The sequence below is a fragment of the Hassallia byssoidea VB512170 genome (assembly GCF_000817785.2).
Classification (GTDB): domain Bacteria; phylum Cyanobacteriota; class Cyanobacteriia; order Cyanobacteriales; family Nostocaceae; genus Hassallia; species Hassallia carrinoi.
In genome coordinates this window covers 12,808-29,317 of the sequence record NZ_JTCM02000059.1, presented here as the reverse complement: position 1 = coordinate 29,317, position 16,510 = coordinate 12,808, and the positions used below count along the sequence as shown (strand labels likewise).

At 40.4% G+C, this 16,510-nt stretch carries 9 protein-coding genes; 3 read left to right on the top strand and 6 right to left on the bottom strand.

Annotated features, from left to right (window positions below):
* Positions 1 to 61: 61 nt before the first annotated feature.
* Positions 62 to 3,598 carry a methionine synthase gene (metH, locus tag PI95_RS21805; protein WP_039743364.1) on the top strand — a complete coding sequence of 1,179 codons (3,537 nt, stop codon included), beginning with the start codon at positions 62 to 64 and terminating at the stop codon, positions 3,596 to 3,598.
* 86 nt (positions 3,599 to 3,684) lie between these two features.
* Here the strand turns inward: metH and PI95_RS21800 are convergent, their stop codons facing one another.
* The 5 genes from PI95_RS21800 to PI95_RS21780 all read right to left on the bottom strand — a co-directional run bounded on the left by PI95_RS21800 (position 3,685) and on the right by PI95_RS21780 (position 14,002).
* Positions 3,685 to 7,263 carry an Eco57I restriction-modification methylase domain-containing protein gene (locus PI95_RS21800; RefSeq protein WP_039743362.1) on the bottom strand — a complete coding sequence of 1,193 codons (3,579 nt, stop codon included), beginning with the start codon at positions 7,261 to 7,263 and terminating at the stop codon, positions 3,685 to 3,687.
* A gap of 326 nt (positions 7,264 to 7,589) precedes the next feature.
* The gene (locus tag PI95_RS21795; protein WP_039743360.1) at positions 7,590 to 8,606 is read right to left on the bottom strand and encodes a PDDEXK nuclease domain-containing protein; all 1,017 of its coding nucleotides are present in this window, start codon (positions 8,604 to 8,606) and stop codon (positions 7,590 to 7,592) included.
* Between the two features lie 198 nt (positions 8,607 to 8,804).
* Positions 8,805 to 12,194, bottom strand: a complete 3,390-nt coding sequence (locus tag PI95_RS21790; RefSeq protein ID WP_039744101.1) for a helicase-related protein — start codon at positions 12,192 to 12,194, stop codon at positions 8,805 to 8,807.
* A 216-nt stretch (positions 12,195 to 12,410) separates the two neighbouring features.
* Positions 12,411 to 13,055, bottom strand: a complete 645-nt coding sequence (locus PI95_RS21785; RefSeq protein ID WP_039743358.1) for a Uma2 family endonuclease — start codon at positions 13,053 to 13,055, stop codon at positions 12,411 to 12,413.
* A 323-nt stretch (positions 13,056 to 13,378) separates the two neighbouring features.
* A complete protein-coding gene (locus PI95_RS21780; protein ID WP_163519081.1) occupies positions 13,379 to 14,002 on the bottom strand; it encodes a hypothetical protein in 624 nt (207 codons plus the stop codon).
* Between the two features lie 211 nt (positions 14,003 to 14,213).
* Between PI95_RS21780 and PI95_RS21775 the strand changes: the two genes are divergently transcribed.
* A complete protein-coding gene (locus PI95_RS21775; protein WP_039743354.1) occupies positions 14,214 to 14,495 on the top strand; it encodes a hypothetical protein in 282 nt (93 codons plus the stop codon).
* A complete protein-coding gene (locus PI95_RS21770) occupies positions 14,492 to 14,908 on the top strand; it encodes a PIN domain-containing protein (protein WP_039743351.1) in 417 nt (138 codons plus the stop codon). Before PI95_RS21775 ends, PI95_RS21770 begins: the two co-directional genes overlap by 4 nt.
* A gap of 125 nt (positions 14,909 to 15,033) precedes the next feature.
* Here the strand turns inward: PI95_RS21770 and PI95_RS21765 are convergent, their stop codons facing one another.
* Complete coding sequence (locus PI95_RS21765; protein ID WP_039743349.1) at positions 15,034 to 16,410, bottom strand: carotenoid oxygenase family protein; 1,377 nt, start codon at positions 16,408 to 16,410, stop codon at positions 15,034 to 15,036.
* Between the last annotated feature and the right edge of the window lie 100 nt (positions 16,411 to 16,510).

Below are 16,510 nucleotides of genomic sequence, written 5' to 3'. Positions count from 1 at the left end.
GAGGAAAATATTAAATTAAGTGGAGTATCACTCGACTTATGTAAATTCTTCTTTTGAAAATATGATCCATTCCTTTCTAGAACGCTTGCACAGTCCAGACCGTCCGGTTCTCGTCTTCGATGGGGCGATGGGAACGAATTTGCAAACGCAAAACCTCACGGCTGAGGATTTCGGTGGTCCTCAGTACGAAGGTTGCAACGAATATCTCGTCCACACCAAACCCGAAGCTGTCGCTAAGGTTCACCGCGATTTTCTCAGCGCTGGTGCAGATGTCATCGAAACTGACACTTTTGGTAGTGCCTCAATTGTACTTGCAGAATACGACTTGGCAGACCAAGCATACTACCTAAGTAAAACAGCCGCAGAACTAGCAAAGCGTGTCGCTGCTGAATTTTCCACCCCAGAAAAACCCCGCTTTGTCGCCGGTTCGATGGGACCGACAACCAAATTACCTACCTTAGGACATATTGACTTTGACACGATGAAAGTCTCTTTTGCCGAACAAGCAGAAGGACTTTGGGATGGTGGTGTCGATTTGTTTATTGTGGAGACTTGCCAAGATGTGCTGCAAATCAAAGCCGCGCTGAATGCAATTGAAGAAGTCTTTGCGAAAAAAGGCGATCGCCGTCCGGTGATGGTTTCGGTGACAATGGAAACGATGGGGACAATGTTGGTCGGGACGGAAATTAACGCCGTTGTCACCATTTTGGAACCGTATAAAATTGACATTCTCGGTCTGAACTGCGCTACCGGTCCAGACTTGATGAAACCACACATCAAATATCTTTCCGAACATTCGCCTTTTATCGTTTCCTGTATTCCCAACGCGGGTTTACCGGAAAACGTCGGCGGTCAAGCACACTACCGCCTGACACCGATGGAATTACGGATGTCATTGATGCACTTTGTTGAAGATTTGGGTGTCCAAGTGATTGGGGGTTGCTGTGGGACACGTCCAGAACACATTCAACAAATGGCAGAAGTTGCCAAAGACCTGAAGCCAAAAGTCAGACATCCGGAACTTGAACCAGCAGCAGCGTCAATTTACAGCACGCAACCCTACGACCAAGATAACTCGTTCTTGATTGTCGGCGAACGTCTCAACGCCAGCGGTTCTAAAAAATGCCGCGATTTGCTAAACGCGGAAGACTGGGATGGACTCGTTTCAATGGCGAGGGCACAGGTCAAAGAAGGCGCACACATCCTGGATGTTAACGTCGATTACGTGGGACGTAATGGCGAACGAGACATGCACGAATTAGTTTCGCGCATTGTCAATAATGTTACGCTGCCTTTGATGCTCGACTCCACCGAATGGGAAAAGATGGAGGCAGGTTTAAAAGTTGCCGGCGGTAAGTGTTTGCTCAATTCCACCAACTACGAAGACGGTGAACCACGCTTCTTGAAGGTGTTGGAGTTGGCGAAAAAGTATGGTGCTGGTGTAGTCATTGGCACTATCGATGAAGATGGAATGGCGAGAACTGCTGAGAAAAAATTCCAAATTGCTCAACGTGCTTATCGTCAAGCTTTAGAATTCGGCATTCCGGCAACAGAGATATTCTTTGATACGCTGGCGCTACCGATTTCCACGGGGATTGAAGAAGACCGGGAAAACGGAAAAGCGACAATAGAAGCGATTCGGCGCATTCGTCAAGAATTGCCGGGAAGTCATGTAATTTTGGGTGTATCGAATATTTCCTTCGGTTTAAACCCAGCAGCGCGGGTAGTGCTGAACTCGATGTTTTTGCACGAAGCGATCGCAGCGGGAATGGATGCGGCGATCGTTAGTCCTAACAAGATTTTACCACTTTCTAAGATTGAAGAACGCCATCAAGAAGTTTGCCTTCAGTTGATTAACGATGAGCGGAGATTTGAAGGTGATGTCTGCGTTTATGACCCGTTGGGAGAGTTGACAACATTATTTGAAGGAGTGACAACGAAACGCGATCGCTCTTTAGATGAAAGTCTCCCCATCGAAGAACGTTTGAAGCGTCACATCATCGACGGCGAACGCATCGGTTTAGAGGAACATCTGCAAAAAGCTTTAGAGAACCATCCCCCCTTAGAGATTATAAACGTCTTTTTGCTCGATGGGATGAAAGTTGTCGGTGAATTGTTCGGTTCCGGGCAAATGCAGCTACCTTTCGTATTACAATCAGCGGAAACTATGAAAGCAGCGGTTGCTTTTTTAGAACCGTTTATGGAGAAGTCAGAATCAGGCAATAATGCCAAGGGAACGTTTATTATCGCCACAGTAAAAGGCGATGTTCACGACATTGGTAAAAACCTGGTGGATATCATCTTGTCAAACAACGGTTACAAGGTGATTAATTTAGGGATTAAACAGCCTGTGGAAAACATCATTCAAGCATACGAAAAGCATCAAGCTGATTGTATTGCCATGAGTGGTTTGCTGGTGAAATCTACCGCTTTCATGAAAGAGAATTTGCAGGTTTTCAACGAAAAGGGAATAACTGTCCCCGTGATTTTAGGTGGTGCAGCGTTGACTCCTAAATTTGTCCATGACGATTGCCAAAACGCTTACAAAGGTAAAGTTGTTTATGGCAAAGATGCATTTTCTGACTTGCATTTCATGGATAAATTAATGCCCGCAAAATCCCAAGGACATTGGGATAATTTGCAGGGATTTTTGAATGAAGTCGGTAGTCAGGAGTTAGAAGTCAGGAGTCAAAAGTTAGAAACCCCACTCCCCACTCCCCACTCCCTACTCCCCATTGAAGTAGATACACGACGTTCTGAAGCGGTGACGGTGGATATTGAACGTCCGACACCACCTTTTTGGGGTACGCAATTATTGCAGCCTAGTGATATTTCTTTGGAGGAGATATTCTCTTATTTAGATTTGCAAGCTTTGATTGCGGGGCAATGGCAATTCCGCAAGCCGAAGGAACAATCTAAGGAGGAATATCAGGCTTTTTTGAATGAGAAGGTGTATCCGATTTTGGAGGGGTGGAAGCAGCGAATTATTGAGGAGAATTTGTTGCATCCGCAGGTGATTTATGGATATTTTCCTTGTCAAGCTGAGGGGAATACGCTGTATGTTTATGATACGAACCGCCAAGACGCCAAGGACGCCAAGGAGGTAACAAGTTTTGAGTTTCCGAGGCAGAAGTCTTTGAGGAGGCTGTGTATTGCAGATTTCTTTGCGCCGAAGGAGTCGGGGGTAATTGATGTGTTTCCGATGCAAGCGGTGACTGTGGGTGAGGTTGCGACTGAGTTTGCTCAGAAGTTGTTTGCCAATAATCAATACACTGATTATCTGTATTTTCACGGCTTGGCGGTGCAGGTTGCAGAAGCGCTGGCTGAGTGGACGCACGCTCGAATTCGGCGTGAGTTGGGGTTTGCGGCTGAGGAACCGGATAATATTCGCGATATTTTGGCGCAGAGATATCGCGGTTCGCGGTATAGTTTTGGCTATCCGGCTTGTCCGAATATTCAGGATCAGTACAAGCAGCTGGAGTTGTTGGAAACTGACAGGATTAATCTGTTTATGGATGAAAGTGAGCAGATTTATCCAGAACAGTCTACAACGGCGATTATTTGCTATCACCCAGTAGCGAAGTACTTTAGCGCGTAGTACCCCACCCCCCTACCCCCTCCCCGCACGCGGAGAGGGGGAGAAATTTAAATGTAGGGTGTGTTGTCGCACAGCGCAACGCACCGTCAAGAATTCAAGGTGCGATCTTCCTGCGGCATAACGCACCCTACTAAGATGCGGTAAGCTTGTAATGCAGCTTCTTTGACGGGTTCGGGAACGATGGGAAATGTGCTGAGAATGTAAGCAAATTCTGATTCAGTTAAGCCGTAGAGATGGGCTATCATTCCATCGAGTTCAGCACGGAGTTTTGCTCTTTCGCTTTCGTTGGTGATACCGTTTGTGTGGGAACTCAGTCCGACTTCTTGCGCGAGTTCGTCAAATTCGGGTGTGGTGCAGATGAGTTTTGCAGCGCGTTGTACGATTTCGTTGAAGTAGCGATCGCCTTCTGTTAAACGTGGTATTGGTAGTTGGTAAACATAGAACATATTCAGGTTTGTAGTTACTTTCTGCCGCAGACAATAATCAATTACAAAACTGTTGAACACCACTGCACTAAACAGCATCTCTGAATTATTCAGGCTGATTTGATTATCTTCTAAATATCTCAAAGAAACTAAAAGTGAGTTTCCGCAAAATATTGATTTCGGCACAATACTTGCAATCAGCGAGCGCTCATTGGTACTTGATGCTACCGACCGGAAACCAAGGCGATAGCATTGATAATCTAATTTTTGACCTTTATCGCTCTCACTTCGTCCTAAAACAGCGTTCCTACCTTCTGTTTCATCAACCCAATATCTTGGTTTACTAAATTGATGAGTGAATTGATGAACCATCTTACCTTCATAAAGCGGTAGCCTTCCTTTACCAGGTTGCTGCTTAAATAATTTGCTGTCATTAGTCATGTCAAATTCACGAGTTAACCGCAAATTCCACTTACCCTCAATCTTTTCACCTAGTAAGGGTAACTTGAGCATTTTTTGAGCAATGCGGATATCTACCTCATTCTTAAACTCCATCACTGAGAGAGAATCAGGAGATAAACGGCGAATTAGTGGAACTGAAATATTAACCTGCTCATCTTGATTTTTGAAAAAAATATCTAGCTGTTCTACTTTAACTGCTTCACGCGGGTTGATACGAAAACCTGTTCTAAATGAATCAGTTACTCCACCTTTCTCAAAAGTCAGTAAAGAAAATTTGAAAGCATGATGTACTGTATCAAAAATGAATCTTTCATTAGATAATCCAAACAGTGCGTCAATTTTAGTTTTAGAGAATAACATTTCCCGTAGCTGCTTTGCACCAAGGTCGGTGTAAATACCTGAAGGTACAATAATTCCACACAGCCCACCATCGCCTAGCAAATTAAAGGACTGTTCTAAAAATAGCTTGTAGAGGTTAATATCTGTACCAGCTTTCTTACCATTAACAATAGAAATCTGATTTTTATACTGTTCGGCTGAACGATAATAAGCACTGACGTGAGGATATTGACTTTGATATTCTAACCAAGCGTTAGCAATTTCAATATTTTGTAAAAGTTTATTCTGTTCTTTTTCAAAAGCCTTGATATCCATTTTGTTCTTCGTCACCAAGTCATTATGCTGTGCAAAGAACTCTTTCGCTTGTGGTTTAAAAATTTCCCAAGGTGGATTAGTAATAATCGCATCAAAACCACCGCGTTCTAACACCTTGTCAAAGTGATAACCCCAGTAAAAAGGCTTCAAAGCAGCAATATCATCAACTTTCAAAACATGCTTCTTAGATTTACCAGTTAACTGAACTTCCTCGTATTTAATACCCAGTTTTTGACTAAACTCATCCAACAATAAAAAATTTAACTTCTTTTGCGATTCTTTATTCAGGTTGTCAATAGATTTACGCAAATTTAACAACCTTCCATCTTGATGCGTTCCCACTTCTCCACCAGGAAGTTTTTCCTCACCAGGAATAAAAGCGTGTTTTTTGTAAAGTTCAATCGATTTATTCTTCTCTTCGAGAATTTTTTTGTAATTATCTGCTGTCAACTGCTGTAATAAATTACCTTGTTTAGTATTTCCTACTGTATCAAAAGCAGTTTCATCGACCTTAATTAACCCAATCAGCGAATTACCCGCCATAATATTAAAATCAATATTAGGTAGCGGTTCTAATTCATCAACATTGTGGGCAGAAGAAACTAACGCCAAGAAAAGACGCAATTTTGCAATTTCCGTTGCTTCTTCCATGATGTCTACACCAAAGAGGTTATCAGTAACAATCCGCTTTTTAATAAAATAAGATAGCGATTGATGAGATTTTTCTAAATCTTGAAGTTCTCTTTTTAGTTTTGCATCTCCCATCAATTTAATCGTACCAATTACCGCACTGTAAACTTGAATTAGCGTCTTCATCGCCGCCACAAGAAACGCACCCGAACCACAAGCCGGGTCAATAATCGATAAATTGGGGAGAATATCTTTAATTAGTAGACGACAGACATTAGCATCCAGTTTGAGGAATAATTCGTTAATATCCTCAAATGGTTTATACTTGTCTGAAATCGAAGAATTGACGCGGTCTACAATTAATTTGTGAATTGTTCTGTCACAGAGATATTCAGTTATTTGCGGTCGAGTATAGTAAGCGCCAAACGCTTTTTGGTTAATGTATTTTTCAAAAATGTACCCTAAAACATCGGGGTTAATTTCATCATCTTTTCCCTCTGGGGTGTCATCCAAATTCCAAGAATAACGCGCAAATAAATCTAAAACTTTCTCAAACGCTTCATCTACTATAACAATATTATACTCTTGCTCAATGCGATGTCTTAAAAATAATCCCCCATTTAAGTATTTAATATTTCCTACTAAAGCTTGTACAGATGGGTTGCGGTCTATCTCTGGTTTAGCAAAAGATTCAAAGAATAATACTTGCAAAAAGGTGTTATAATAAAGATTATCGCCTTGCTGTTTGCTTTCTTTTAGCTTGTTTTGCAGATAATTTAAATCACCATTATCAATAAAACCCTTACGTTGGAGAAAATAAACAAACATCAAGCGATTGAGAAGCACGGATGCATACCAACGTCGGTCATGAGTATTATTAATGCCTTGAACGTAGGCTAAAAACTGCTTGTGCTGTTCTTGAAATTCTTTATAAAACTGTTTAGTTACTCGTTCAACATCAAAAGCTTTTTGCAGTCGATAAGCAATTTCTACAACAGTCGGTTCACTGTTTTCTAGTTCAGTGATATCAATAACCAGAGAACCAAGCTTACTTAAAAATAAATCTCCTGGTTGACCTTTTACATATAAATGGTCACGAATAAAGCTTTTATTTTCTTCCCGCTTTACCCAATACCAAAGACTGCGGGTGCGTTTATCATCAAGAAAAATCAGCAAATTTTCAGCTTTTAATTTAGTAATTTCTTGGTAAATAGCAGCGCGAATTTTAGCTTCTGGAATTTCACCCTCCGGGTTCATCAGTTTGCCGGAACGGAAACCGTTCCCGGCAACTGATTCACCATCTGCTGCGGTAACTTCATAAACAGCTACACCTGATATCTCTGCAATACATTTGTACTGAAAAATCTTGCCCTCAATTTCCAAGCTTACAGCCTTTCTGCGTATCGGTTGTGACCAACCCAACTCCTCGATAAATAAATCCTCGAATTGGAAGTTATACAGGAAATCGCGTGTCTGTTTAAAATTCAGTTTCATAGTATACTTAGACTATTAAAGAAAAAATAGAATTTTTGAGCATGACGAATCCGCCCGAAAAAGCTTTATAGTTTGCTTTATACTTGGGCTGGAGAGGTTTATTTAAAGAAGGACAAATGTAATAAGTTTATGAAGGAGCGATCGCCCTCTATCTGTAATAACCGCTACAAACAAAATTTAGCTTGAGTGTAAATACCGAAACAGCCAAAATCATTAATGAAAAGTTAGATCCCCGACAACTCCTGCGAAGTCGGGGATCTGGACATTGCAAATATATGTTTTGAAATATGCTCTATTTTCAAACTTCTACTTGGCTAAATCTTGGGTTAAAACCCTGACAACAATTTCGCTATTTGTTTCGGTGTAGGAAGTTTATCCTGTAACTCTTGTGGTAAGGTTGAAACAATCCGATAAGTTGCTACACCAATAGGTTTATTCGATTCCCTCAACGCATATTCCACAATCGTTTTATCTTTCAATTTGCAGAGAATAATACCCACCGAGGGATTTTCATCCTCTAACCTTACTTTGTCATCTAACGCCGCCAAATAAAACTGCATTTTCCCCACATATTCCGGCAAAAATTCACCGATTTTCAAATCAATAGCCACCAAACATTTCAAGCGACGATGAAATAATAATAAATCAATAAAATATTCTTTATCACTAATTTCTAAACGGTACTGACTACCGATAAATGTAAACATTCCGCCCATTTCTTGGAGAAATGGTTCCACCTTCGCCAAAATTGCTTGCTCTAACTGACGTTCACTATGTTCCGAAGCAAGTTCTAAAAAGTCAAATGTATACTCATCTTTAACCGCTAAGAGAGCCTGTTGACGAATATTTTCTGAAACAGTTTGGTCAAAATTAGTTTGATTTAGTAAAGTTTTCTCATAACTTTGATTTTCAATTTGGTTAATTAAAACATTTTTCGTCCAACCAAACTTCCGCGTCATACGGATATAAAATTCTCGTTCTAGGTCGTCTTTACACTTCTCCATAATTACTAGATTATGAGTCCAGCCAATTTCTGCAACCATTGGTTGCAGTTTTTCATTCTGGCTGTATGTAAGATATAAATTTCGCATATTCCAGATATTCCTAACCGAAAAACCGCTAATACCTGGAAACTCAGCTTGTAAATCTCTCGCTAATTGCTCAACAACTGACTTCCCCCAGCTTTGTCCCTGCTGACGAGAAACAATTAACCGTCCAATATCCCAGTAGAGAGCAATTAATTCTTTATTAACCGCCTTCAAAGCTTCATACTGTGCAGCGCGAATGCGCTGCTTGACAGCAACTAGTAGTTCACCATAATTGTCTGTATTTAATTCACTCATAAGTACTTTGTGAGAAATTAATTAAAATTATTTTCTCTTTCCTGTGTCCAAATTTATAAATGTTTATATTAAGTTTATTTACATTATATTTAAGACTTACGCCAAAAAGTTTTGAAGTAGCGGTAATTCATGAATTACCGCTACGACAAATTAGGTTTTTCAGGCAATGCAAGCGTAAGTCCTAATATTTTTACAATGTCACTTTTCCGGAAATAATCCCAGCGAACAAATAATTGATGGTTCTCGTTTCTCTACTTCTTCACTGACAAAACACAAACGGTCATCCATCCGCAAAGCTACTACCAATTCTGCCAATTGCTGATTATTAATGCCGCTTCTTAATTGCCGATTTAAAGTATCAATTGCTGACTGTCTTAACGGGTAACGATAAATATCATCAATTGCCTTTAGCAGTTCTTCAGTAATAAATAACGTCTCCTTCATTTCCTGAACGTAACTTTTTAATCGTTCATAAGTGCGGAATCTTGCACCTGATGGTCTTCCCAACTGACCACCCATATTTTTTTCTTCCTCAGCAATCAGTTCAGCACCTTTTTTAACTAACTCGTGGTGCTGTTCATCTCTGGGAATAGCGGGAGTATTTTCTTCACAAGCCGCCATTTTTAAAACTGCTAATTGCGACTGAGTGACGTTATTTCCTTCGCGGTCAACATAAATCAAAGAATCATTACCTTCGGTGGTTTTCATGTAAAGTAATACCCCTTCCGGTTGCACAGTTTCGGGAGTATGGGCGCGGGTAGAATAAACCACATTTGGCATGTCTTCAATCATCTTTTTCAAAGCCTGATTGTCATCAGTGGCTTTTTTCCAAATTTGAAATGCTTCCGAGGTCAAGTCTACCTCTGTATCTTCTTCGCCATCCAAAATCCCAGATTTTTCATTGTAGAGGTCGAGAATTACCTGAGTAGAATCATCTTCAAAAAATGCCTCATCAGTTCCCACTACCTCAGCATTTTCTTGTAGTCTTTGGCGTAATCTTAAGCGTAAATTAATAATACGTTCTACACCCGCTGCTGGTAGAAAAGAATAACAAAGAATTTTGTCTGCATTTTGTCCAATTCTGTCTACCCGTCCCGCCCTTTGAATTAATCTAATAATTGCCCACGGTAAATCCCAATTAACAATAATCGCGCAGTCTTGTAAATTATGACCTTCACTCAAAACATCGGTGGCAATTAAAATACGTAATTCCTGATTATTTGTTACTTTCTCACCTTTTCCATTACTAATAGGACTAAACCTGACCGCGAGTTCCGTAGGGTCTTTTGATTGACCCGTCACCCCTGCGACACTGGTAAGTTTTATCGCTTGTAAATTATCAGCAAGGTAGCGTACTGTATCTGCAAATTGAGTGAAAATGAGTACCTTATCGTTGGGGTGAGTTTTTGTTAGCAGTTCGACCAAAGCGGCAAGTTTTTCATCTTCTTTGGGGTTCCACTCGCCACAGTTTTGTAACATATTAATTAATGCTTTGGCATCTGTTAACAAATCCTTCTTCAACCTTTTAATATCAAATAATGTAGAACGCAACCACTTAAACCGCCGTTGATATCGAGTTGCATATTCAGTGTAAATTGACTCTGCTTTTTGTCGAAAACTTTTTTCTGTTATTTCTGTGTCTGTTGACTCTTGCAGAGAATCATCAACATAATCTTCGGTTTCCGTATCAAACAAAACTGCTGCTAAATCTGCATCTTCATCATTATTACTTGTGTTTAATAACTCTGCATCCTGAGTACCAATAGGAATATCAAGTCCCTGTTCTAAAGCATATAAATAAATAAAATTCCGTAAGATATGGCGTTCAATTGATTGGATAAAAGCAAAGCCACTACTTTCTAAACGTTTAAATAAATTAGTACGGGAAAATCCCATTAACCTACGTCCGCCACGAAATAATGCATTAAGCTGGCGCTGTTCGTTGTCGGTGAGTGGTTGTTTGTGTTTGCTGATAACGTAATTTCCTAACCCATAACGAGGTAGGTTCAGTTGATTTATTATCTCTACGATTGATTCAGAATAAAGGCGAGAATAAAGGTCAGTTTCCGAACCTTCTAAAGTAAACTTGACAGTACGAGGAATGCGGTCTGGAAAATAAGAACGTCTGCCATCGGAAAATTCTAAATATTTACGTCCGGTTTCATCAGTTTGGGCATAATTCTCTTTAATAAACGATCGCGTTCGCCGCACCATGTAACGTTTCATTAACTCTCGCCAGTCATCGGGATGTTCGCTTTTTTCAAAAGCCGCTAAAGAGCGTACAGAACATTGATGCCTTCTGATAAACTCTAATTCTCCTACAGAACTGCCACCTAGTTCATTGATTAAAGCTTCTGGTCGAAACCCCAAATCTTCGTCTTCTGGGACAAATAACCGCAGTTGGGAAGAAAGGTCAAGATAAGTTTTGTTGTAGGGAGTGGCAGATAAAAGAATGCATTTACTTTCGTTATTTTTAACATATTCTGCGATCGCTCTATATCTTTTACCTTCCCGATTACGCAAATTGTGACTTTCATCAATTAATACAACTCGGTAGCGGCGTAATTCTGGTAACTTACTTTGTACCTTACTTATCGGCAAAATTTTCGCATATAACTTATAATTATCTACATATTCCTGCCACATTTGCACCAAGTTTTTCGGGCAAATAATTAGCGTTTCTAACAAACAATCTTCTTGTAATATTTTAGCTAGGGCAGTTCCTACTAAAGTTTTCCCCAAACCAACTACATCCCCCACCAACACACCACCGCGTTTGGTGACATGACGCGCTGCTAGCTGCACTGCTGCTTTTTGGAAATCAAATAAATTATTAAATTCACGCGGGATGCGAAACTCAGATAAACCTGCGATCGCTTCATGAGACAAATGATAAATAATCTTTAAGTAGATGTGGTAAGGCGGAATTAATTCTTTTCTCGCCCAACTCTCATCAATGATATCTGCCAGTTCTTGGGAAATATCTACACAGCCATAATCTTTCCAGCGGTCATCAAACCATTTTTGCAGCTTATTGCAAGCATCGTGATCTAAAATATCAACATTCAATTCCCCTTGTTTCGCCAGTCCGGGCAGAGTCAGGTTACTGCTACCCAAAAATCCCACGGTCGGAGTATTGGGGTCATTGCGATGCACCAAGTATAATTTGGCGTGGAGGGAGTGACGCAGAAACAGTTTAATAATTAGTTTCTTTGTTTTTAGCTGATGACTTAACCGTTGCAACCCCGCTTCATCTAAATTCGTAGGGGCACCAATAGTTAACTGCTTGCGAAATTCGGCTGCCATCCGTTTTTTGAAGCGGACGATCGCACTGTTGTCAATACGTCCTTCACCATTACCAAGGGTGAATGCTGCATGAACTTCATCACTGGGTAAGCTTTGCATTCCAATCAGCAGACGGCAACAAGCCTTTTCACTGCCAAGATATTGTTCAATTAAATCATCTATTTTCCGCCAACCTCTGAGATTGAAGTAACCAACGCAAAAATCTGACCTGTAAGAGACTTTCAGAGTCTCTCGCAAAATCGGTAGCAGTTGCAAATCTATGTTGTCAAAGATGCGTGGCATAATTTCATATGTAGTTTCATCTGATAATAAATCGTGGGTTAGGCGATCGCCTGTATAAAAAACTTGGCGTTGGTGAATCAAAATATGAAATTATAAAATTATGCTTCTTTTTCTTTGTAACTTTGCGTCTTTGCGACGAGTGCGTGAGACTAATTCATATTTTCAATCAGCAACGCCAAAAACTTAACGGTTAGGGCGATCGCAACTCATATATCCTTACTGTTGCATCTGTTGTCGCACCCAAAGACGAAAAGCTTTGAGGGTTGCATTTCTACCTGCTGTTGTGCTTCGCTCAAGATATTGAGGAATCACCTCTCTCAGCGCAAATCGAGGAAAATTTAAGCTTTCTTGAGATTCTACATAAATTCCATTTTGCAGGATATTAATTTGCAGCTTACCTTTTTCAAAACGCCAAAGTTCTGGAACTTTTAATGCTTGATAAATATTAAGATGAGTGCGAGAAGTAATATCAACTTCTAAAGCTAAATTTGGAGGGGGATCTACTGTTAAATCTAGTCGCTTCTTTCCACGAATCTTGGATTCATGTTGGATATAAAAACACTGATCTGGTTCTATACCTTGAGCCATTGCTTGATTTTTGAAAGTGGTAGAACCAAGACATCTAAACTCAATATCCAGTTCTTCCAAAAGCGCTTTAACTAAATCGCTAATAATTTCTTTATCATATTCGTGTTCTGGCAATGGTGCCATAATTTCTAGTATTCCGCTGTCGTATGCAATTCTGGCTGCACGGTGTTCTCCTAAATCTTCGAGAATAGTTTTGAATTCTTGCCAGGTTACATCTTTCAGCAGCACTCTTTGTCCCGGTGGAACTTGGATGCGCTTTAATTCCAACAACATCTTCTCCACTCCTAGTAGTTCATATCTAAGTTTAGGTTATTTCAGTTAAGCGCATTAATCTGTCTGCGACGGGGATTATTTGCGATCGCGCAGTAGCGGAGTGTTTTAGCACCTAGAATTCCACCACGTCAAGAGTTAAATATGTCGTCGTGTCTGCAACCTCATCTGCCTGGGGTTTGTAACCCCAGGCTAATAGCGAAAGTCCTCTGAAAGAGGACTGGAGGAGGTTTTAAGTTTTTTTGGATGTGTTTTGGGTGTGTTGCGAGTGCGATCGCCCATTTTCTTTAAATCACAACGTTGGTTATCTTCGCATTTCAAGGATGCTACAAGTTAAGCAAAGCGCCTAACCAATTTTTAATCCGCTTCTCAGTAATATATTTGCTAAAAAACATACGGAATTTTTCTGGAGAAGCTATTTCTGTTGGACTAGCAGGATCGTAAACTATATTACATCTATGACAATAATATAATTTATTCCAAATATTACAAGCTTGCTGCCAACTTTTTAAGTGTTCTTCATGAGTATTTCCACTATAACTAAATATAGTATTATCCACTATTGGAAATAATCTCAGCATGATAACAGTTATAGATGCAACAAATAAAATTACCGTTAAAAATAAAACCCATACTAATAGGTTAACGATAAATTCAGGTAGTATATTTCTTGGGATTACCAATAAAACTAACATTACAGCAATAAAAGAACATCCTGATACTAAACTAATTTTTTTGATATCAAATGAAATTGAAAATCGTGGTCGTGGTGGTTTAGGTGGAGGTGTAAAAAGTATACTAAGAGCGGTTTGACTTGAACTATTTATATTAAAGCTATTAAAAAAATCAATGTTTCCAGAGGCTTGCACATGAGAAATTCCTAAAGAGTGTATAGCACTAATTTTTTGTATCCTATCAATTTGTTGACAATGAGGACAATTAGCATTCATAGAAATATTCCGTTATTTCTTTGACTTATCGAGTGTACTTAAATATAATTATTCCCAAGTTAGCTAGACAAATTAACATCAAAATTTTGTAATCGCCTTTACTACAGCTTAACCGCCCATGCGATCGCATCTCCCACAACCAAAACTTAGAAATACGATCGCACTATGAGTCTACCCAGCTTTATCCTAGAAATAAATAAGGAGCAAGAATATGCAAGCTTACAAACTCAAAGCAAAAATTGACGACGCAGGTAATTTAGTAATTACCGAACCAGTTAAAATGCCACCTGGAGATGTGGAAGTGATTGTTTTGCAGACAGTTGAGAGTGCGAGTTCCACAAATCCCGAAACCGAGACACAACAAGAGAAACCAAAGAGAAAATCTAAGGTAAAATCACTTAGGGAGTTACTAGAAAATGCTCCTCCCGTTCCGCCTGACTTTGACCCGGAACAGGCGAGATGGGAAGGATTGAAGGAAAAATACGATTTGTGATAGTACTTCTAGATACCAACGTTATCGTAGACGTAGCCCTTGAACGTCAGCCTCATTTTGAGGCAAGTCAACAAGTATTATTACTGGTTGAGCAAGGTCAAATTGAAGGTTATATCTCAGCCTCAACCTTCAGTGACCTTTATTACATTATCCGCAAATCACGAGGTCGAGAATGGACAACAGATTTTTTGAACTGGTTGGTCACATATTGCCAAGTTGCTACTGTTAATGAAGCAGTAATTAGAATGGCATTAACTGCTAACTTTCGAGATTTTGAAGATGCAATTCAATACAGCACTGCGCTAGTTAATCAATTAGATGCAATTGTTACTCGCAATCCTCAAGATTTTCCGGTTACAACTTTGCGAATTCTTACACCTGAACAGTTGATTCAATTAACAAATTCTTCCTAGAAACATCTCTACTTTCTCGTTACTGGGCTGCTGCCTTGTAATCCGGTTAGTGGAGGCTCTGCCTCCTGGATATTCGTTCCCATGCTCTGCGTGGGAACGAGATTGCACGAGATTGTGATGTTTATTTACATAGAAATACTCAACTGTTCTTCAGAAACCCATGCACCGTGAAAGCCGTGGGGTACACGTTGCGGAATTAACACTCGCGCTACAGGTTCGGCATTTACATCTTGGGCATTGACTACCACGAGTTCTGATGTATCTTCAGTTGTATCGTGAACAAAAGTTATCAGCCAGCCTTCATCTTCTGATGTCGGATTAGGGGAGGGTGCAAACACTGCTTCACCACCATAGCGTCCTTTTCCAAAGTTGTGAGTTTGAGATTTGCCATTGCTTAAGTCGTATTTAATCAAACCCTCTTCCATTTTAAGAGCGTAGCCGTATCGGGTTTGTCTTCCCAAGAAATTTTCATTTACACGGGGGAATTCTGTAGGTACATCATCTAACATTTCCTCGCGCACCGCACCTGTGCTGAGGTTAAATCGCCATTGATGCAAACGGGTAATATTAGCTTGAGGATCGGCGTGTGTGTCTTGTGGTGAAGCAAAGATAGTAGTAGAATTCATGCGACAGGCGATAAGCACTACTTCGTCGCCTTCTTCGTAAGCGTTGAGGGTGTGAAAGACGTAGCAAGCGGGACTTTCAAACCAGCGGATATTACTGTTGTCGCCGTGACGGGGGACAATACCAAAACGACTGGGGCGATCGCGCTCAAACATCATCCCCGGTTCTCCCCTCTGTGCCCGTTGCGGGCTAAATGTCAAGGGCAAATCCATAAAAATTGTATAATTTTCCGTGATGGCGAAATCATGCATCATCACTCCCATCGGCAAATCAATCGGTACTGTCCGCAATAATTCACCACTAGAAGAAACTACACTATATTGCAGATATGGTGGTGCGAACGAGTAGCCAAAAAACATCATCTCACCCGTTACCGGGTCTACTTTCGGATGTGCGGTAAAAGCAGATTTTAGCTTACCATTATAAGTATATTCACCAATTGTATCTAAATTGGGAACTTTGATGAGGTGAGGCGCACCACCTTCCCACAGCGCTAAGAATTGACCAGCGTGCCAAATTAAAGCAGTATTGGCAGTATTTTTGTAATAACCGTGGGGATTATCTTTTGACGGTTCCAGGATTCCACTCCAAAGAGCAATACCTGCTTCATGCTCAATTTTCCATCCTTTTGTTTGCACGTAGCGATTGCGATAAGTGGCTTTACCGTTGCTAATTCGCACACCATGCAACATTCCATCCCCATCAAACCAGTGATACTGTCCGATGGGTGTCCATTGCGGGTTGGGACCATTTCGCACGAACATCCCGGATAAGTCGGGAGGTAGTTCACCGATGACTTTCAACGTGTCGCTGGTGATTTCTTTGTGTACTGGTGCAAAGTTTCCATCAAGATAGGGATTGACTGCTGTTGTAACCATTTGTGAGGATAAGTGAATCTATTACTGGCACTTTTTTCAATATATTAGCGATCGCTTGTATTCTGGTTCTGACTATAGTTATGGATATCCGCCCTGCATA

Excerpts from the sequence above, each read along its gene's own strand:
- PI95_RS21790 (WP_039744101.1), bottom strand. The coding sequence starts at position 12,194 with ATGCCACGCATCTTTGACAACATAGATTTGCAACTGCTACCGATTTTG.
- metH (WP_039743364.1), top strand. The coding sequence starts at position 62 with ATGATCCATTCCTTTCTAGAACGCTTGCACAGTCCAGACCGTCCGGTT.
- PI95_RS21785 (WP_039743358.1), bottom strand. The coding sequence starts at position 13,055 with ATGTTGTTGGAATTAAAGCGCATCCAAGTTCCACCGGGACAAAGAGTG.
- PI95_RS21775 (WP_039743354.1), top strand. The coding sequence starts at position 14,214 with ATGCAAGCTTACAAACTCAAAGCAAAAATTGACGACGCAGGTAATTTA.
- PI95_RS21800 (WP_039743362.1), bottom strand. The coding sequence starts at position 7,263 with ATGAAACTGAATTTTAAACAGACACGCGATTTCCTGTATAACTTCCAA.
- PI95_RS21780 (WP_163519081.1), bottom strand. The coding sequence starts at position 14,002 with ATGAATGCTAATTGTCCTCATTGTCAACAAATTGATAGGATACAAAAA.
- PI95_RS21765 (WP_039743349.1), bottom strand. The coding sequence starts at position 16,410 with ATGGTTACAACAGCAGTCAATCCCTATCTTGATGGAAACTTTGCACCA.
- PI95_RS21795 (WP_039743360.1), bottom strand. The coding sequence starts at position 8,606 with ATGAGTGAATTAAATACAGACAATTATGGTGAACTACTAGTTGCTGTC.